Source organism: Gallaecimonas sp. GXIMD4217, assembly GCF_038087665.1.
In the GTDB taxonomy this organism is placed as follows: domain Bacteria; phylum Pseudomonadota; class Gammaproteobacteria; order Enterobacterales; family Gallaecimonadaceae; genus Gallaecimonas.
The window spans coordinates 2,712,214-2,730,827 of sequence record NZ_CP149925.1; the positions used below are offsets into that span (position 1 = coordinate 2,712,214).

13 protein-coding genes are annotated in these 18,614 nt (G+C 64.3%); 3 read left to right on the forward strand and 10 right to left on the reverse strand.

Going from position 1 to position 18,614, the window contains the following annotated elements; all coding sequences use genetic code 11:
• Positions 1 to 90: 90 nt before the first annotated feature.
• The 4 genes from WDB71_RS13230 to dnaB form a co-directional block, all read right to left on the reverse strand.
• The gene (locus tag WDB71_RS13230; protein WP_341502063.1) at positions 91 to 753 is read right to left on the reverse strand and encodes a hypothetical protein; all 663 of its coding nucleotides are present in this window, start codon (positions 751 to 753) and stop codon (positions 91 to 93) included.
• 292 nt (positions 754 to 1,045) lie between these two features.
• Entirely contained in the window at positions 1,046 to 2,161 is a 1,116-nt protein-coding gene (locus WDB71_RS13235; RefSeq protein ID WP_341502064.1) for a S41 family peptidase, read from the reverse strand.
• A 552-nt stretch (positions 2,162 to 2,713) separates the two neighbouring features.
• Positions 2,714 to 3,787: an alanine racemase gene (alr, locus tag WDB71_RS13240; RefSeq protein ID WP_341502065.1), complete on the reverse strand. Its 1,074-nt coding sequence runs from the start codon at positions 3,785 to 3,787 to the stop codon at positions 2,714 to 2,716.
• A gap of 6 nt (positions 3,788 to 3,793) precedes the next feature.
• On the reverse strand, positions 3,794 to 5,194 hold the full coding sequence (dnaB, locus tag WDB71_RS13245) for a replicative DNA helicase (protein WP_341502066.1): 1,401 nt from the start codon (positions 5,192 to 5,194) through the stop codon (positions 3,794 to 3,796).
• Positions 5,195 to 5,270: 76 nt separating this feature from the next.
• Here dnaB and WDB71_RS13250 point away from each other — a divergent pair, with 76 nt between their 5' ends.
• From WDB71_RS13250 to WDB71_RS13260, 3 genes are all read left to right on the forward strand, one after another.
• A complete protein-coding gene (locus tag WDB71_RS13250) occupies positions 5,271 to 6,176 on the forward strand; it encodes a phospholipase A (protein WP_341502067.1) in 906 nt (301 codons plus the stop codon).
• Between the two features lie 88 nt (positions 6,177 to 6,264).
• A complete protein-coding gene (locus WDB71_RS13255; protein WP_341502068.1) occupies positions 6,265 to 8,427 on the forward strand; it encodes a S46 family peptidase in 2,163 nt (720 codons plus the stop codon).
• A 100-nt stretch (positions 8,428 to 8,527) separates the two neighbouring features.
• On the forward strand, positions 8,528 to 10,561 hold the full coding sequence (locus WDB71_RS13260) for an AsmA family protein (RefSeq protein ID WP_341502069.1): 2,034 nt from the start codon (positions 8,528 to 8,530) through the stop codon (positions 10,559 to 10,561).
• A 49-nt stretch (positions 10,562 to 10,610) separates the two neighbouring features.
• Here WDB71_RS13260 and WDB71_RS13265 read toward each other — a convergent pair whose 3' ends face one another.
• Genes WDB71_RS13265 through WDB71_RS13290 form a run of 6 tightly spaced genes read right to left on the reverse strand, consistent with a single transcriptional unit; the run spans position 10,611 to position 18,608 of the window.
• Positions 10,611 to 12,503: an EAL domain-containing protein gene (locus WDB71_RS13265; protein WP_341502070.1), complete on the reverse strand. Its 1,893-nt coding sequence runs from the start codon at positions 12,501 to 12,503 to the stop codon at positions 10,611 to 10,613.
• 4 nt (positions 12,504 to 12,507) lie between these two features.
• Entirely contained in the window at positions 12,508 to 13,170 is a 663-nt protein-coding gene (locus WDB71_RS13270) for a transglutaminase-like cysteine peptidase (protein WP_341502071.1), read from the reverse strand.
• 19 nt (positions 13,171 to 13,189) lie between these two features.
• Positions 13,190 to 13,789: an OmpA family protein gene (locus tag WDB71_RS13275; protein ID WP_341502072.1), complete on the reverse strand. Its 600-nt coding sequence runs from the start codon at positions 13,787 to 13,789 to the stop codon at positions 13,190 to 13,192.
• A gap of 4 nt (positions 13,790 to 13,793) precedes the next feature.
• Positions 13,794 to 15,116 (reverse strand): TolC family outer membrane protein, encoded by a 1,323-nt coding sequence (locus WDB71_RS13280; protein ID WP_341502073.1) that lies wholly within the window; start codon positions 15,114 to 15,116, stop codon positions 13,794 to 13,796.
• Between the two features lie 11 nt (positions 15,117 to 15,127).
• Complete coding sequence (locus WDB71_RS13285; protein WP_341502074.1) at positions 15,128 to 16,480, reverse strand: HlyD family type I secretion periplasmic adaptor subunit; 1,353 nt, start codon at positions 16,478 to 16,480, stop codon at positions 15,128 to 15,130.
• Complete coding sequence (locus WDB71_RS13290; RefSeq protein ID WP_341502075.1) at positions 16,473 to 18,608, reverse strand: type I secretion system permease/ATPase; 2,136 nt, start codon at positions 18,606 to 18,608, stop codon at positions 16,473 to 16,475. Before WDB71_RS13290 ends, WDB71_RS13285 begins: the two co-directional genes overlap by 8 nt.
• Positions 18,609 to 18,614 lie beyond the last annotated feature (6 nt).

Genomic DNA, 18,614 nt, shown 5'->3' on the forward strand with positions numbered 1-18,614 from the left:
CATCACACGATTATTCATATGTTGGGATTCGTACCTTATCCCAACCTACGGGCTTTTATTTTATCTCGGCCCCTTTATTGATTCCATTTGTTATTCTAAAGGTTTGATCTCAACGCCTGAATTAAAATCATATATTCTCACAAAATCATCAGAGAGAGCTTTCTCTAACATAACATCAGCGTCAGATCTTGAACTAATAACAACTTTATCCTTACTTTTAAAAGCTCCATTAGAGAACACTTTTATAACATAAACCTTGTCTTCTGATGAACCATTATGAAAATTGAGCCTAATTTGATTTTCCAATGATAGCATCATTACACTTGAGTCTTCATAACTACTAAAGACAGGCTCTTCCCGCCCTTGCCATGAGAACGGCTTCACTCCGTCCCCATAATAAACAAGTTTAAAATCAACAGTGGAAATGTTCTCTTTTGGTTTGCAGAATTTTTTTATCGCCACGTTTGTGATGAGCTGTCGGTAATGTAGTCTGGATTCATCGACACCTTCTTTTATATGAAAATCACTGCCATTTAAATCTTGACAGATCGAGCCTCTGGCTATTTCAAGCTCATAAGTGTTATGGGTGGAAGGTAGAAGCTGGCTTATAGACAATGTAACACCGTTATTCTCTGAATAAAAAACGGTGTGTGATTGCCAACCATAGTGTCTACCATGAGCAGAGACCATACTAGATAAAAACATGAGCGGCAGCAATTTAAACATTACAGCAACACGCATGAAATTCACCATCAGAGTTTACCTTTAATATCATTTTTCCAATCACGCTTAACAGCTGGCGAACTCCAATCCCACCTATTGATATTATTTAACTCCCACTGGTAGCTGTTAAACTCACCCATTGCCCCGCTCCCCCAAAGAATATTATCTCTAACATGAATTAGCCCGCGTAGGGCGCAATAGCCGGAGGCGTATTGCGCCGGATTTGATGGCCGCGCAGCGGCCAAGTCTGCCCCCTTATTAGAGCCAAAGAGAAAGGACCCCAAGGCCCCTCCCAGCAAATCCAGCCGTCACGCCACGACCATCAAAGGTCGCCCCCTTCCAGCCAACCCTTGACCTGCTCCACCTGGGCCCGCTCCGCCTCGGTACCTTCGGCCTTGTCCAGGTAGACGTCGGGAATGACGCCGGCCAGATCCACCGGCTGCTCCGGCAGGCGCAGGCTGCGGGAGGTGGCATAGAAGAGCTCCAGCTGGCCCGACGGCAGCAGGTGCGGCCTGAGGTTGGAATAGTCCAGGGCGCCGTAGCTGCGCTGGCCAACCAGCTTGACGCTGAAGCTCTGGCGCACCGCCAGCAGGAACTGCTCGCAGGAGCTGCCGCAGCGGCGGCTCACCAGCACCGCCACCCTGGACGGGCGCCTGGGCTCCGGCTTGTCGACCCGCTCGAAGCTGACGGTCTCGGCCTCGGTCCGGACATAGCTGCCGCTGGGCTGCTCCTGCATGGCGGCGACTATCTTGTCCGTCCATGCCTTGCACTCGGCATTGCCGGGGTCGAAACGATCGCAGATCTCGGCCTGGGCCTTGAGGTTGGCGGGGGTGACCAGCCACTCCACGTCCACTTCCCGCCAGCCTTGCCCCATCAGCCAGGGCAGCAGGGCTGCATAGGTGCTGTCGGAGCCGCCGCCGTTGTGGCGTACGTCCAGGATCCAGTTGGGGCGGCTCGCCAGGGCCTCGTGGTTGTCCGCCAGCAGCTTCTCCAGGGGTTCGCGGTAGCTGGGGCCGAAGCTGGGCACGGTCAACAGCGCCGTCTTGCCGGAGAGCAGCTCCAGGCTGGGCCGCCCGGGATCCCGGGCCGGCTCGGCCTTGGTGTCGGCCCGGCTGTTGGTGCTGTTGCCGGCATGCAGCTCTGGCTGCGCCACCACCTGAACCGACAGGTGACCGGGGCGCCAGGCCTTGAGGTACTGGCGGACGATGGGCCGGCACTGCTCGGCGGAGTCGGCCTTGGCCGCCTCGGCAACGGCCTTGTCCATGGCGGCCTGGAAATGGGCCTCGCCCTTTTGCTGCCAATGCAGGGGGGCGCCGGTATCGTTCTGTAGCAGGAAGTCGGGCAGAAATTGCAGATCCTGGACGCAGTCGTCAACGCCGTAGGCCAGGGCCTGGGGGCTGGCCAGCAGGCCAAGCAGGGCGAAGGTCTTGAGCTTCATGACTCTTCCTTGAATTGTTTTTGTTATTAACAGGTTAAATAGGCGCTACTTTGGCACAGCCGCAGGGGGATTGGTAGATTAACAAAGGCTGATGCAAGGTCGTTCGGCTATCCGCATTGAAGGTCAGGAGTGGATGCGACTCCCAACTAATGGCCGCGCAGCGGCCAAACTAGCCCGTTGAGAGTGCCGAGCTGTAACAAGCGCAAGCTGAGCCGAGGCTGGGAAGCCGAGGAAATGGCTGCCGCGCCGAGAGCGCGTCAGCCATGGTCAGCGGTAAGCGAGTGAAAGCGAGGGGAGCCGCAGGCCACTTGAGTCGGGCCGCCCTTCTTTGGTGACTTTCTTGGGCGAGCAAGAAAGTCACGCCTCCGCAGGGAACCTCGAAGGAAGCAACACATTGATTAATAAGGACAAGAAACAACACCGCTAAAAAGTGTTACCCATGTCCCTGAACCAAGGCGTTACCCATGCGCGTGGACTGGGTCGTACCTCATTCCAAAAAATGAGGAAAGGGACCTCAAGGCCCCTTCAAGCAATACAGCCACCACCCAGTGACTAGAAAAACTCGTACCTGACCCTTCTCGCCATATTGCACAGCAGCTCGTAGGAAATGGTATCCGAGCACTGGGCCACGGTTTCCACCGGCACCTTCGGCCCCCACAGCTCCACGTCGTCGCCGACCCTGTCCAGGGCGCCCGGGCCCAGATCGACGGTGAGCATGTCCATGGACACCCTGCCCACCAGGGGCACCTGGCGGCCGTTAAGCCACACCGGCGTGCCCATGCGGGCATGGCGGGGGTAGCCGTCGCCATAGCCGATGGCCACCACGCCTATGGAGGTGTCGCGCTCGGCGCGCCAGGCGGCGCCGTAGCCGACGCTGTCGCCGGCCTTGATAGGCTTGACGGCGATCAGCGACGACATCAGGTGCATGGCGGGCTTCAGGCCGTGGTCGCCGCGCAGCTGGCCGACCATGGGGCTGGCGCCATAGAGGATCAGCCCGGGCCGCACCCAGTCGTAATGGCTCTGGGGGAAGCTGAGGATGGCCGCCGAGTTGGCCATGGACACAGGCCCGGCCCAGCCTTCGGCCAGGGGTGCAAAAACGCCCTGCTGGACGGCATTGAGGGGATGCTCGGGCTCGTCGGCGCAGGCGTAGTGGCTGAGCAGGCCGATGGGCTTCTGGACCTTGTCCATGGCCGCCAGCTCGCCATGGAAGGCGTCCAGTTCGCCCGGCGCTATGCCGATGCGGTGCATGCCGGTGTCGACCTTGACCCACACCTTGAGCGGCGCCGGCAGCTCGGCGGCCTTGAGCATGGCCAGCTGCTCCTGGGTGTGCAGCACCGCCTCTATGCCCTCCCTGGCCATCACCGGCAGGTCGGCCACCTCGAAACAGCCCTCCAGCATGACGATGGGCTGGTCGATACCGGCCCCACGCAGGGCCAGGGCCTCTTCCAGGCGGGCCACCGCCAGGGCGTCGGCGCCGTCCAGGTACTGGGCCACCGCCACCTGGTCGTGGCCGTAGCCGTTGGCCTTGAGCACCGCCATGACGCGGGAATGGGGGGCCAGCTGCCGCACCCGGGCCAGGTTGTGGCGCAGGGCGGCGCTGTCGATGCGGGCTGTGGCTACTTTCATACTGCCTTAGTAGTCGTCGTCGATGGCCGGGCCGGCATAGTTGTCGAAACGGGAGAAGTGGCCCTGGAAGGTCAGGCGCACCCGGCCGATGGGGCCGTTACGCTGCTTGCCGATGATGATCTCGGCGGTGCCCTTGTCGGCGCTGTCGTCGTGGTAGACCTCGTCCCGGTAGATGAACATGATGAGGTCGGCGTCCTGCTCGATGGAGCCGGATTCACGGAGATCCGAGTTGACCGGGCGCTTGTCGGCCCGCTGTTCCAGGGAGCGGTTGAGCTGGGACAGGGCGATGACCGGGCACTCCAGCTCCTTGGCCAGGGCCTTGAGGGAGCGGGAGATCTCGGCGATCTCCAGGGTCCGGTTGTCCTGCATGCCGGGCACCGTCATCAGCTGCAGGTAGTCCACCATGATCATGGAAACGCCGCCGTGCTCGCGGGCGATACGCCGGGCCCGGGAGCGCACTTCGGTGGGGGTCAGGCCGGAGGAGTCGTCCACGTACATCTTGCCCTTCTCCAGCAGCAGGCCCATGGTGGAGCTGAGCCTGGCCCAGTCCTCGTCGTCCAGCTGGCCGGTACGGATCTTGGTCTGGTCGATGCGGCCCAAAGAGGCCAGCATACGCATCATGATCTGCTCCGAGGGCATCTCCAGGCTGTAGATCAGCACCGGCTTGTCCTGGGTCATGGCCGCGTATTCGGCCAGGTTCATGGCGAAGGTGGTCTTACCCATGGAGGGGCGGGCGGCGACGATGATCAAATCCGAGTTCTGCAGGCCGGCGGTCATCTTGTCGAGGTCGTGGTAGCCGGTGGAGACGCCGGTGACACCGTCGTGGGGCTGGCCGTAGAGCTTTTCGATGCGGTCGACGGTCTTTTCCAGGATGCTCTTGAGCGCCTGGGGGCCCTCGGAGGCGTTGGAGCGGGACTCGGCAATCTTGAACACCTTGCTCTCGGCCATGTCCAGCAGCTCTTCGGTGCTGCGGCCCTGGGGATCGAAGCCGGACTCGGCTATCTCGTTGGCCACGGCGATCATCTCGCGGGTCACCGCCCGTTCGCGGACGATCTCGGCATAGGCGTGGATGTTGGCGGCGCTGGGGGTGTTGCGGGCTATCTCACCCAGGTAGGCGAAGCCGCCGGCGTCGTCCAGCAGCTGCTCCCGCTCCAGGTGCTCGGAGACGGTGATCAGGTCCAGCGGCTTGCTCTCGGAAACCAGCTGGGCCATGGCGCGGTAGATCAGCTTGTGGGCGCGGGAATAGAAATCCTGCTCCACCACCTTTTCGGCGACCCTGTCCCAGGCCTCGTTGTCCAGCAGCAAGCCGCCAAGCACGCTCTGCTCGGCTTCCAGGGAATGGGGCGGTACCTTGAGTGCCTCCACCTTGCGGTCGGCGTCCTTGGAATACTTGTGCTTCTCAGCCATGGCGTCATCATAGGGTCGGAAAGGGGCCCCTATTATGGGGGCAAACGCATTGAAGCTAAAGAATCACAACAACGCCATGAACAAAGCCTGTCTCCTGATGCTGCTGGCCGCCCCGGCCCTGGCCGAACCGCCGCCAATCTCCAGTGAACCGCCCCAGCCCCTGACGGTGGAGGAAAGGGCCAAGGAGGACGAGGGCCTGGTGCAACAGCGGGTGAAGCGGGAAGTGGCCACGGTGGAGAACCCCTTCGTGATCACGCCCCACAGGCCCAACTACATCCTGCCGGTGAAGTACAACAGCTCCACCAACCAGCCGCCGGTTGAGGTGGTGGGCGAAGAGGTACGCCTGCAGGACGTGGAGATGAAGTTCCAGCTCAGCCTGAAATTCCCCATTGCCTTCAACCTGTTCGGCGACAACGGCCAGCTCTGGGCCGCCTACACCCAGCAGGCCTTCTGGCAGGCCTACAACGACGACATCTCGGCGCCCTTTCGGGAAACCAACCACGAGCCGGAGCTGTTCCTGGCCTTCGACATCAGCGACGACTGGTTCGGCATCAAGCCCAAGTACGCCCTGTTCGGCTTCAACCACCAGTCCAACGGCCGCTCCGAGCCGCTGTCACGGTCCTGGAACCGGCTCTACGCCGACTTCATCTTCGAGACCGAGAACCTGGTGCTGTCCGTCAAGCCCTGGTACCGGATCCCGGAAAGCCGCGAGGAAGACGACAACCCCGACATCGACAAGTACCTGGGCCATGGCGAGATCACCGGCGTCTACGTGATGGGCGACTACCAGCTGGACTTCATGGTCCGCAACAACCTCAGAAGCGACAACAGGGGCGCCGTGCAGCTCGGCGTCAGCTTCCCGCTGTGGGGCAAGATGAAGGGCTATGTGCAGTATTTCAACGGCTACGGCGAGTCGCTGATCGAGTACAACCGCCACAGCCAGAGCATCGGCGTCGGCATCATGCTGACCAACTGGCTCTAGGGGCAGGTTGTCGTGCAAGGCCCTTGAGCGCCAAGACCTTTTTCGGCCAAGCAGGTACAATTGCGGCGACCACATGAAGGAAGCCACAATGAAAAGAATCCTGCTGGGGGCGGCGCTGGCGCTGTCCCTGCCGGCCCTGGCCGACGAAGGCCAATGGCAGCCGGCGCAACTGACCGAGCTGGGTGACCAGCTTTCCCAACTGGGCATCGAAGTGCCCACCAAGGAGCTGGCCGATCCCCTGGCCTTTCCCCTCAACGCGGTGATCTCCATGGGCTACTGCTCCGGCGCCTTCGTGTCCCCGGATGGCCTGATCGTCACCAACCACCACTGCGCCTACGGTATCATCCAGCACAATTCCACGGCGGACCGCAACCTCATCGAACAGGGCTATATCGCCGGTGATCGCAGCCAGGAGCTGAGCGGCGGCCCCTCCGAGCGCATCTACATCACCACCGCCATCGAGGACGTCACCGACCGGCTCACCGGCCAGCTCGGCACTGAGCTTGACGGCAAGGAGCGCTTCGACGCCATCGAGGCCGGCAAGAAGGCACTGATTTCCCAATGCGAGGTGGACGACTTCACCCGCTGCCGGGTGTCCAGCTTCCACGGCGGCCTCAGCTACCAGATGATCACCCAGACCATGCTCAAGGACGTGCGCCTGGTCTATGCGCCGCCCGAGAGCATCGGCGTGTTCGGCGGCGATATCGACAACTTCGAGTGGCCCCGCCATACCGGCGACTTCACGGTGCTGCGCGCCTATGTGGGCAAGGACGGCAAGCCCGCCAATTTCAGCCCCGACAATGTGCCCTACAAGCCCAAGTCGCACCTCAAGGTGAACCGCAGCGGCGTGCTGGCACAGGACCCCATCCTGCTGGCCGGCTACCCGGGCCGCACCTCCCGCTACCGCCTGGCCTCGGAAGTGGCCCATGCCCGCGACTGGGCCTACCCCACCCAGGTGGCCAGCTACGAGCAGATGCTGGCCATCATCGCCGGCTTCGACGACGCCGATATCCAGGTCACCTATGCCAGCCGCAAGGCCGGCGCCAACAACCGCCTGAAGAAGCTGCGCGGCCTGCTGGACGGCTTCAAGAAGACCGACATCCAGGCCATCAAGGCCGGCCAGGAACGCGAGCTGGGCCAGTGGCTGCACCAGCACAACAAGGCCGGCCACCAGGTCGAGCTGGAGGCGCTGCTCAGCGAGGCCCGCACCACCTGGCAACGGCACTGGTACCAGGGCAAGGCCCGCCAGTCCGACCTGCTGGCCACCGCCATCACCCTGTACCGCAACGCCCTGGAGGCCCAGAAGCCGGACGCCGAGCGCAAGCCCGGCTACCAGCTGCGCGACCAGGAGATGCTGAAGGCCCGCCTCAAGCGCCTGGACAGCCGCTTCCACCCCGAGGTTGATCTGGCCCTGTGGCGCGCCAGCCTCGAGGACTACCTGGCCTCCAACCAGCGCAACGAGGAGTGGGATCCCCTGCTGCCGAGGCCCGAGCAACTCGGGGATTACTACCGGCAGACCCAGCTCAGCAACACCAAGATGCGCCTGGCCTGGCTCGACGCCCCGGCCCAGGCCTTTCTGGCAAGCCCGGATCCCTTCATCCAGCTGGCGGTGAAGCTGATGCCGCTGGTCATCGAGGAAGAGGCGGTGGAAGAACAGCTGGACGGCCGCCTGTCCGCCATCCGCCCCCAGTACATGACCGACATCATCGCCTACAACCAGGCCCGGGGCCGGCCCGTGTACCCGGACGCCAACTCCACCCTCAGGGTCACCTTCGGCCGGGTGGACGGCTATGCCCCCCGTGACGGCGCCTGGAACAAGCCCTTCACCTCGGTGCACGGCATCCTGGAGAAGGACACCGGCCTGGCCCCCTTCCAGGCCCCGGCGCCGTTGAAGGCGGCGGTGCGCGAGGGCCGCTTCGGCCGTTACTACCGCCAGAGCCTGTCCGCCGAGCCGGACTGGGTCTGCAAGTTCCTGGGCTGCGCCAAGGCCGAGCCCTTCAACTCGGTGCCGGTGGCCTTCCTGTCCAGCGCCGACACCACAGGTGGCAACTCCGGCTCGCCGGTGATGAACGCCCGCGGCGAGCTGGTGGGCCTCAACTTCGACTCCACCTACGAGTCCATCACCAAGGACTGGTACTTCAACCCCGAGATCACCCGCGCCATCCACGTGGATATCCGCTACCTGCTGTGGCTGATGGAGGAGGTCTACCCGGCCCCGCACCTGCTTCAGGAAATGACGCTGGTGGACTAAGCCGTTGTTCAGTCTGAAGGAGTCAGACTGACGCTGTCATAAAGGCGCCCCGACCGGGGCGCTACACTGAAAGTCTCCGAACGGAACAAGGAGCCCGCACATGAAAGCAGGCAAGCTGCTACTGATCATCCTGGGCCTGGTGGTGCTGGTCATCGCCGGCCTCGCCGCCTTTATCCTCAGCCGCGATCCCAACGCCTACAAGGCCGAGATCCAGACCCTGGTGGCAGACAACACCGGCCGCGAGCTGCGCCTGGAGGGGGATCTGGGCTGGCAGCTCTTTCCCAGGCTGGGCCTGACCGTGGAAAAGGTCGCCCTCAGCGAGGAAGGCGGCTTCGATAAGGGCACCCTGGCCGAAGTCGGTCAGGCACAGGTGGGCCTGGCGCTGATGCCGCTGCTGTCCGGCCAGGTGGAGGTGGACAGCCTGTCCCTGGCTCAGGTGCGCCTGACGCTGCGCCCGGGCCGGGACAGGCCGGCCGAGCCAGAGGCGGATAAGGCGCCCGCCGGAGCGCCGGATCTGAGCGGCCTGCAGCAGCTGTCCCTGGGCGCCATCAGCCTCACCGACATCCAGGTGACCCTGCTCGACGACATGGGCGTCACCACAAGCCAACTGGCCCTGCAAGAGCTGACCCTGGACGGCTTCGAGCCCGGCGGCAGCAGCCTGCTCCACGCCCGCCTTGAGGCCGGTGACCAGGCCCGGCAGCTGGCCGCCGTGCTGGATGCCCGGTTTGAGACGGACGCGGCCCTGACCCGGGTGAGTCTGCCCAGCCTGGCGGTCACCGCCACCCTCACCCCGGCCAACGGCAAGGCCATGACGGCCGAGCTACAAAGCCAGGGCCGGCTGGATCTGCAGGCCGGCCGTTTCGAGCTCGGCCAATGGCAGCTGGCCAGCAAGGGCGCCAGGCTCAGCGGCAAGCTGCTGGCCGAGCAGCTGTTCGACAGCCCCGTGGCCAGCGGTTCGCTGAGCCTGGCGCCCCTGGATCTGGCCCAGCTGATGATGGATCTGGGCCAGCCCCTGCCACCGCGCCAGGACGACACCAGCCTGACCGAGCTGAGCCTGGACGCCGATTGGACCTTTGCCGAGCAGCGACTGACCGTCGGCAGCCTCAAGGGCAAGCTGGATGACACCAGCCTGGACGGCAGCGCCGACGTCAAGCTGGGCGGCGCCGTACCGGAGCTGGCCCTGACCCTGAAGCTGGATCGCCTGGATGCCGACCGCTACCTGCCACCCAAGGCAGAGCCACAGGCCGAGTCGAAGCAGGACGAGCAGGTGCAGATAGAGCCGGATCTCAGCGTCCTTAAGGGTTTTGTGGCCCGCCTGGAGCTGGGCATGGACTGGCTGAAGATCAACAACCTCAAGCTGGAAAACATCCAGATGAAGGCGGCCAACAACCGCGGCCAGCTGTCCCTCTACCCGCTCACCGCCAAGGCCTACCAGGGCGACATCCGCCTGGAGCTGCAGCTGGACGGCCGCAAGCAGCCGGCCCGGCTGCAGATCAGGCCCAGTGTCCAGGGCGTGCAGGCGGAGCCGCTGCTCAAGGATCTCAGCGCCGAGGGCAAGAGCCTGCTGGCCGGCGCCACCCGCCTTGATGGCGAGCTCAGCGCCCAGGGCCTGCTGCCGGACTCCATCATGGCCAGCCTGAATGGCAAGGCGGATTTCGCCTTCACCGACGGCGCCATCAACGGCATCAACATCGCCCATGAGCTGCGCAAGGCCGGCGCCCTGCTCAAGGGCCAGCCGGTACCCGAGGAGGCAAGCCGCAAGACCGACTTCGCCGAGCTGTCCGGCAGCGCCACCATCAGCGACGGCCTGGTCCACAACCCGGATCTGAAGCTGCTGTCGCCGCTGCTGCGGGTCAGCGGCGCCGGCGACGTCAACCTGGCCAGGCAGGAGCTGGACTACGGCCTGACCACCAAGCTGGTGGGCACCCTCAAGGGCCAGGACGGCAAGGCCCTTGAGGAGCTCAAGGGCGTCGCCATCCCGCTCAGGATCACCGGCGGTTTCAACGATCCCAAGGTCAAGCTGGACATGGACGCCCTGCTCGAAGGCAAGGCCAAGGCCAAGCTCGAAGAGGAGAAGGACAAGCTCAAGGACAAGCTGGGCGAGAAGCTCGGCGAGCTGTTCAAGAAAAAATAGGGTTATCGAACCGGAAAAAAGGGAAGCCGCGGCTTCCCTTTTCTTTTGCTCAGCGGGCCACCGGTGGCGCCAGGTAACCCTGGTAACCGTCCACCTGCAGGCTCTCCAGCTGGGCCAGCTGCTCCCGGGTTTCCACCCGGGTGGCGATGACGGTGATGTCCAGGCCGCGGGCGATGCGCACCAGGGCCTTGGCCACCTCCTGCTGTTCGCCCTGGCCGGCGTCGAAGCAGGCCAGGCTCTGATCCAGCTTGATGTGGTCGGGCTGCAGCTGGCGCAGGTAGTCCATGGACTTGAGGTTGCGGCCGACGTGGTCCAGGCCCAGTTGGCAGCCCTGTTCGCGCACCCCTTCGGCGAAGGCCAGGCAGGCGGGCAGATCGGCCAGCACCAGATCCTCGCTCAGCTCGAAGATCAGCCTGGCGTCCCTGGGCAGGGTATCCAGCCACAGATAGAGGCCCTGGGGCGACTGCACCGTGGCCAGGGACAGGTTCACCACCTGGGGCTCGGCCTCCAGGAAGGCGCCCTTGCCTTCCAGCAGCTTGAGGATGGCCAGGTCGAAGTCGGCGGCCATGGCGAACTGTTCGATCAGCGGCAGGAAACGGCCGGCGGGCAGGGTCTGGCCGTCCAGCACCAGGGCGGCCAGCCACTCCTGGTGCAGGGGCTCGTTGCCGTCCAGGACCAGGGCCGGCTGGGCCAGCAGGCTGAAGGCGCCCTGGCTGATGGCGCCGGCCAGGGTATCGCGCCAGTCGCTCTGGCTCAGGCTGCTGTCCTGGCCGGCATCGAAGCGGTGCAGGCGCTCCTTGCTGAGCCAGGCCTGGCGCAGGGCGTTGTCGGCGGCGGCCAGCATGTCGCCGGCCTTCTTCTCCCGGCCACGCAGCACCAGGGCCAGGGCCAGCTCATCGCCGTCCTGGTGATGCTCCAGGCTGAAGGCCCTGAGGCGCTGGGCCACCTGCTCCAGCCAGTCGTCCGCCACCACGCCGGTGTGCAGCAGGGCGAACTCGCTGTGGCTGAGCCTGGCCACCAGGCCGGGTTGGCCCAGGTGCAGCTCGCCAAGGAGCTGGGCCAGATCCTTGATCAGCTTGTCCCGGTACTGGTAGCCCTCGCGCTTGTAGAGGCTGGTGAGCCAGCGCATGTCGATCAGCATCAGGGCGCCGATGCCGGCCTCGGCCAGCCAGGCGTCCAGGTGGGCGGCCAGGTGGCTGCGGTTGGCCAGCCCGGACACGGCGTCGGTCTGGGTGCGGCGCCTGAGCTGCTGTATCTGCTGGTCCTGGTCGGTGAGCATGCGCTCGATACGGTCGCTCATGCGGTTGATGGCGGTCACCACCTTCTGCAGCTCCTCTGTCCTGGGCTGCTCCAGGGGCTGGTCGAAATGGCGCTCGGAGATGCGCTCGGCCTGCTGGGCGATATCGTCCAGGGGCCGCATCAGGAACTTCAGGCCGCGGTTGATGACCAGCAGCAGCGCCAGGTAGAGCAGGCCCAGGGTCCAGATCAGGTGCAGCAGGGTGCGCCACAGCGCCTGGTAGGCCACCGCCGGGTTGGACTCCAGGCGCAGCCTGGCCACCTGGTACCAGCCGCTGGTGAGTACCTGCTCCTGCACCACCGGCTCGAACAGCGGCAGGGCCCGGAACCAGTCCGGCACGCCGCGGATCTGGCCGCTGTAGTGCTTGTCCAGCAGCTCCTCCCGATCGAACCATTCCAGGGAGATGCGCCGGTAGAAGCCGCCGTCGAAGTAGGACTGCAGCACGGTGTCGATGCCGGCCCGGCTGCCCTCTTCCAGGTAGGGGGCCAGGGTCAGGCCCAGGGCGGTGGAGCCGTTCTGGACGTCGGTCTCCATCTGCTGGCTGAGGGCATCCCTGGTGGTCTGCAGCTCGATGGAAAACACCAGCAACAGGACGGCTAGGAAACTGAAGTTGAGCAGCAGGTGTATTTGACGGTGCAGTGTCATGGGTTTAGTCCATTGTCAGCAGTGGCCGCTTCAGGCTGCGCACCCTGAAGCGGCTGTTCAGGTCATTCCATAGACTCAAACGGGAGCTCTTGCCAACCAGTTCCCCCCGGCCCCGCTCCTTGGCAAGCCAGAGACGGGTACCGTTGAAGGAATAGATGGGCAGCAGATCGCCACGCTCGGTGGCGGGCTTTATCTCACCGATGAGGTTGTCCAGGATCAGCGGCGCGGCGCCCTGGCTCGGATAGTAGGCCAGCACCATATGGTACTGGTTGAGCTGGGTGGCCTTGACGTAGGTCAGGCGCATCTTGTCTTCCGGTACCCCCAGCTCCAGCAGGCTGAAGTACTTGGCGATGGTGTAGTCTTCGCAGTCGCCGGCGGCGGCACCGATGAATTCGATGGGGGTGGCCCAGTAGTCGTTACGGCCCCACAGGGACTGGTCGTCGACGTACTGGAACAGGTTGAAGAAGTCGTTGACGGCGCTGAGCTGGGCCCGCTCGTCCTGGCCCTGCTGCTCGCCGATGAGCTGCTGCCAGGCGTTCAGGCGGCGACCGGCCCGCTCGCCATAGGTGGCGACCACCTTGGGCTCCAGGGAGCGCAAAGTGGCCAAAAAATCCCCGGCCAGCAACAGGCCGGGGAGCAACAGCAGCAGGAGCCAGCTTCGGCGCAAGCTCTCCCCTCTCAGGCGATCAGCCGTCTACGGTGTAAATGGTCCATTTCATGACCGGCAGGTTCTTGGCACCGCTCAGCTCGGCCACCACCCGCCTGTTCTTGCGGTGGGCTTCCTCGCTGTGGCTGTCATCGACGGGACGGCTGAAGCCGTAACCTATGGCCTTGATGCGGTCCTTGTCGATCTTGAAGCGGTTGACCAGGACCTCCTTGACGGACTCGACCCGGCGCTCGGACAGGGACTGGTTGTAGTCGGCGGAGCCGACCTTGGAGCAGTGCCCTTCCAGGACCAGCTTGGACTCGGGGTAGTTGGTCATGAAGGTCGCCACCTTGCCGACTTCGGCATAGTAGCGGGGATCAATATAACTGGAGTCGTTGGCAAAGAGTACCTTGAGATCAAAGCGTTGCACCTTGTCACCGAAGGCGCCGCAGCCGTAGTTGTCGATCTCGGCGCCCTGGAGGGTGCCGCCGCAGCGATCCCGGGCATTGATGACGCCGTCGGTGTCCGGATCCTTGAGGTCGTGGACCTGGGTGGTGGTCTGCTCGTAGGAGACGGTGTCGTGGGCGGCGCAACCCGCCAGGGCCAGGGCCGCCATCAGCATGGTCAGTTGGTGTTTCATGTCCTTATTCCTCATCGCCTTGCCAGATGCTGGGCTTGGTGACCCTCAGGGAGGCCAGCAGCTGGCCCGTGGCATTCAGGACCCGGTAGCGGGCCAGGATCTCGTCGAACTCGGCGTTCAGGTAGTCGCGGCGGGCGCTGAACAGCTCGTTCTCGGTATCCAGCAGATCCAGCAGGGTGCGCTTGCCCAGGTTGAACTGCTTGTCGTAGGCGACCTGGGTTTCCTTGCTGGCTTCCACGTGCTGGCGAATGTACTTCTTCTGCATGTCCAGGCTCTGCAGGGCAGCCCAGGACAGCCTCAGGCCTTCCTGGACCTCGCGCCAGGCGCGGGCCTGGACTTCCTTGGCTTCGCCCAGCTTGTAGGTGGTTTCGCGGACCCGGGCCGAATCCTTGCCGCCGGCAAAGAGGTTGTAGCGCATGCGCACCATGGCGGTGAGGTCGTTGTTGTGGCCCTCGAAACCGTCCAGGTCGTTGTTGAGGCTCTTGTCCACTTCCAAGGTGAACTTGGGATAGTAGTTGCTCTTGGCGCTTTCCCGTTCGGACACGGCGGCGCTGACGTCATAGGACGCGGACTTCAGCACCGGGTGGTTGTCCTGGGCCATCTGCAGGGCGGTATCCAGGTTGGCCGGCAGCATGTCGGCATCCGGAACCGGGATCACCAGGTCCTCGGGACGCTCGTTGACCACCCGCACATAGTTGGCCACGGCATCGTCGTAGTTGTTCTGGGCCGCCATCACATTGGCGTGGGCCCGGGCCAGACGACCGCTGATCTGGGCCAGATCCGAGCTGGAGCCCAGGCCGGCCTTGGTGCGCTTCTCGATCTTGTCGAAGATGGCCTGGTGGGAGTCCAGGTTCTTCCTGGCCAGCTCCAGGATGGCGCGGCTGCGCAGCACATCCACATAGACCCGAGCCACGTCCAGGGCGGTGTTTTCGGCGGCGGAGAAGAGGTTGAACTGCTCGGCCAGGGCCTCGTTTTCCAGGCGATCCAGTTCGGAGGTCACCCGGAAGCCGTCGAAGATCAGCTGACGCAGGGAAACCGATGCCTCACCCCGGTCCAGCTCCACCTTGTGCTCGCCGCGGGCGCGCACCGTGGGGCTGTCGGTCTTTTCGTAACCGTAACCGGCCGCCACATCCAGCTGCGGCAGGTAGTCGGCCTTGACCTGGTTGCGCTGCTCCTGGAGCGCCTTGAAGCGGGTGAAGCTGATGCGCAGGTCGGGGTGGCTGTCGAGGGTGTCGGCCACCGTCTGTTCCAGGGAGGCGGCACCTGCGGTGCCCGCCATGGCCAGGGACAGGGCGGCAAGGGCGAACTGCCTTGTTCTCGTCTTCATGGTTTCCTCTGTTAGCGTTCTCTCATGGCCGTGTAACGGGCCCTTAGTATTGGTTTTAGCAGGTATTCCATCACCGTCTTCTGCCCGGTGATGATGTCTACCTCGGTCAGCATGCCCGGGATGATGGGCAGCTCTTCTTCGCCGCGATTGAGGTAGGGCTTGTCCGTCTTGACCCTGACCAGATAGAAGGCGTTGCCTTCCTCGTCGACGATAGAATCGGCACTGATATGCTCCAGGGTGCCGTTCAGGCCCCCGTAGATAGTGAAGTCATAGGCGCTCAGGCGTACCACCACGGGCAGGCCGGGACGCAGGAAGGCGATGTCCTTGGGGCTGATCTTGGCTTCCACCAGCAGCTGATCCTCGGCCGGCACTATCTCCAGCACATTGGTGCCGGCGGTGACCACGGCCCCCAGGGTGTTGACGTGCAGCGTCTTGACCGTGCCCTTGACCGGTGCCACCAGGTTGGTGCGCTGCACCCTGTCCTGGAGGCCGGCGCGGCCCTCGCGCAGCGAGGCCAGCTGCAGCTCGAACTTGCGCAGCTCCTCCTGGACCTTGGAGCGGAAGCTGAGCGCCGCCTCGCGGCGCTTGAAAATGGCCTCGTCCCGGGCGGCAATGACCCTGGGCCTGTTGGTCTTGGAGGCGGCCAGTTCGCCGCGCAGGTCGTTGATCTGGCGGCTGAGCTGCAGCAGCTCCACCTCGCTCACCACCCCCTGCTCGGCCAGGGGCCGGGTCAGGGCCAGCTCCTTCTCGGCCAGATCCAGGCTGGATTGCTGGTGCTTGATGCGCGAATCCAGCTCGATGAGCTCCTGGGAGCGCTGCTGGACCTGCTCGCCAAGGATGGCCAGCTGGTTGGCCAGGCTCTGGATCCGCTCCTGGTATTCGGCGGTCTGGCGCCGTACCAGCTCCCCTTCCTTTTCCAGGAAGGCCTTGGGATAGGACAAGGATTCCTGGCGCAGCTGGACCTGCTCACGCCAGTCGGCTTCTTCCCGGATGTTGACGGTGCGCAGCTCGGCATCGAGACGGATGATGGAGGCCTGCAGGCCCTTGAGCTCCTGTTCCTTCTGGAGGTAGTCGGAACGGAAGCGGGTGTCGTCGATGCGCAGCAGCGGCTGGCCCTTTTCCACCTGCTGGCCTTCCTGGACGAAGATCTCCTGGACCACGCCACCGTCCACGCTCTGGATGATCTGGACCTGCTTGGAGGGGATCACCTTGCCCTGGCCGCGGGTGACTTCGTCGAGGTCGGCGAAGCAGGCCCAGGTGACGAAGGCCAGGATCACCGCCGCCAGGATCCAGATGGTCAGGCGCTGGTAACGCAGCTTGGTCTGCATCAGCTGTTCTTGGGGATCCAGTGACCAATCAGCCATTTGCCCCTCCCTGCTTCAGCCAGTTCATGACCTCCAGCTTGGCGCCATGGCGCAGCATGCGTCCATGGTCCATGACCACCAGGTTGTCCACTACCTCCAGCATAGTCTGCTTGTGGGTGACCAGGACCAGGGTGATGTCCCTGGGCAGCCTGGCCAGGCTCTGGCGTACCAGCTGCTCCGTGGCCGGATCCAGGCTGGCGGTGGGCTCGTCCAGGATCAGTACCCTGGGCCTGAGCACCAGGGCCCGGGCCAGGGCCACCAGTTGCCGCTGGCCCCGTGACAGCATCTGGCCGCCCTCGCCCACCCGCCGGGACAGGCCGGAGGCGTCCACGTCGGTAAAGGCGGACAGGCCGGCGGCCTCGGCCGCCTCTATGACCTGGGCGTCGCTGATGTCACCCAGGCCGAAGGCGATGTTGTCGCGGATGCTGCCGGACACCAGGCGGGCGTCCTGGGCCAGGTAGCCGATGCCGCGGCGCAGATCCATGGGGTGGCGCTGGCGGATCTCCACGCCGTCTACCAGCAGGTTGCCGCTGCTGGGGTGGTAGAGCCCCATCATCAACCGGGCCAGGGTGGACTTGCCGGAGCCGGTGCGGCCGATGATGCCGACCCGGCTGCCGGGCTTGATCAGCAGGTCCAGCTTCGACACGGCCGGCAGCTCGGTGTCGGGATAGCTGAATTCCACTCCGGCCAGGCGCAGCTCGCCCCGCTCTATGGGCCTGTGCAGGTGTGAGCGGCCGGTGCTGAGCTCGTCGGGCGCGGCCAGCTGCTGCTCCAGGGAATCCAGGCCCATCTTGCCCTGCTGGTAGCGGGTGATGAGGCCGGCGGCCTGGGCAAAGGGCGACACCACCCGGGACGACAGCATCACTGTGGCGATGATGGCACCCAGGCTGCCCTCGCCTTCGGCAATGGCGTACACGCCCAGGATCACCACGGTGATGGTGGTGAGCTGGACCATGAGGTTGGACAGGCCCGACAGGCGGTGCTGCAGATCCCGGGCCTGGTTCTGTACCAGGCCGAGGCGGGCGGTCAACAGCTCCCAGGTCTTCTGGCAGCGGCCCTCGGCGCCACAGGCCTTGATGAACTCCGGCATGGCCAGGATCTCGGCCAGCTGGCCCTGGCGGATGGCGGCCAGTTCGGCGCTGTCCAGCACCGTCTTGTGCATGGGCTTGGCCAGCAGCCAGGCCGCGCCCAGCAGCACCAGGGCGGCCAGCAGCGGCGCCACCACCACCCAGCCGCCGATGACGGCGATGATCAGCAGGAACAGCAGCGCAAAGGGCAGGTCAATCAGCAGCACCAGGGTCGAGGAGGTGATGAACTCCCGCACGTACTCGAAGTCCTGGAAACGCTTCAGGGCCTGGCCCAGGGAGCCGGGCCTGTTGACCAGCGGCTGCCCCAGCACCTTGCTCATCAGCACCTGTGCCAGCTTCTGTTCGGCCTGGCGGCCGGCCAAGTCCAGCAGCCGGGTGCGGGTCAGCCTGAGCACGCCGTCGAAGACGAAGGCGGTCAGGGCACCGGCGGCCAGTACCCAGAGGGTGTCGAAGGCCAGGTTCGGCACCACCCGGTCGTAGACGTTCATGGAAAACAGCGGCACCACCAGCGCAAAGAGGTTGATGACCAGGGAGCCGATCAGGCAATCACGGTACAGCGACTTGTGCTGCCAGAGGGTCCGCCAGAACAGGCCCGGGCGGCTGTCCACCGGGGCCTGTTCGGCATGGCCGTCACCGGCCTGCTGGAGCAGGAAGGCATAGCCCTGGTAAAGCTCGGCGAAGGCCTCCTGGCTCAGATCTTCCACCTGGCCCGACTCTGGGCGGTACAACCGTACCACCTGGCCCCATTCGGTGAGGATCCCGGCCTGGCGGTCCTTGAGCAGTACCAGCATCGGCAGGGCGTAGCGATCGAGCTGGCCCTGGGCCAGCTTGACCAGCCGGGCGGACAGGCCGCCCTTGCTGGCAACCCGGGGGAAGTAGTCCGGATCCAGCCGCTGCTCCGGCCCCAGCGGCACGCCGGCCAGCAGGGCCTGGTCGGACAGCGGCCGCCCCTCCTTGGCCAACAGCCATTTGAGGCAATCCAACAGGGGATCCGGTTGCTCGGCCCGGCCGAGCGACCACGCTTGGGTCTTCGCTTCCATCAATGC

Coding starts and splice junctions, on each gene's coding strand:
- WDB71_RS13230 (WP_341502063.1), bottom strand. CDS start 753: ATGGTGAATTTCATGCGTGTTGCTGTAATGTTTAAATTGCTGCCGCTC.
- WDB71_RS13235 (WP_341502064.1), bottom strand. CDS start 2,161: ATGAAGCTCAAGACCTTCGCCCTGCTTGGCCTGCTGGCCAGCCCCCAG.
- alr (WP_341502065.1), bottom strand. CDS start 3,787: ATGAAAGTAGCCACAGCCCGCATCGACAGCGCCGCCCTGCGCCACAAC.
- dnaB (WP_341502066.1), bottom strand. CDS start 5,194: ATGGCTGAGAAGCACAAGTATTCCAAGGACGCCGACCGCAAGGTGGAG.
- WDB71_RS13250 (WP_341502067.1), top strand. CDS start 5,271: ATGAACAAAGCCTGTCTCCTGATGCTGCTGGCCGCCCCGGCCCTGGCC.
- WDB71_RS13255 (WP_341502068.1), top strand. CDS start 6,265: ATGAAAAGAATCCTGCTGGGGGCGGCGCTGGCGCTGTCCCTGCCGGCC.
- WDB71_RS13260 (WP_341502069.1), top strand. CDS start 8,528: ATGAAAGCAGGCAAGCTGCTACTGATCATCCTGGGCCTGGTGGTGCTG.
- WDB71_RS13265 (WP_341502070.1), bottom strand. CDS start 12,503: ATGACACTGCACCGTCAAATACACCTGCTGCTCAACTTCAGTTTCCTA.
- WDB71_RS13275 (WP_341502072.1), bottom strand. CDS start 13,789: ATGAAACACCAACTGACCATGCTGATGGCGGCCCTGGCCCTGGCGGGT.
- WDB71_RS13280 (WP_341502073.1), bottom strand. CDS start 15,116: ATGAAGACGAGAACAAGGCAGTTCGCCCTTGCCGCCCTGTCCCTGGCC.
- WDB71_RS13285 (WP_341502074.1), bottom strand. CDS start 16,480: ATGGCTGATTGGTCACTGGATCCCCAAGAACAGCTGATGCAGACCAAG.
- WDB71_RS13290 (WP_341502075.1), bottom strand. CDS start 18,608: ATGGAAGCGAAGACCCAAGCGTGGTCGCTCGGCCGGGCCGAGCAACCG.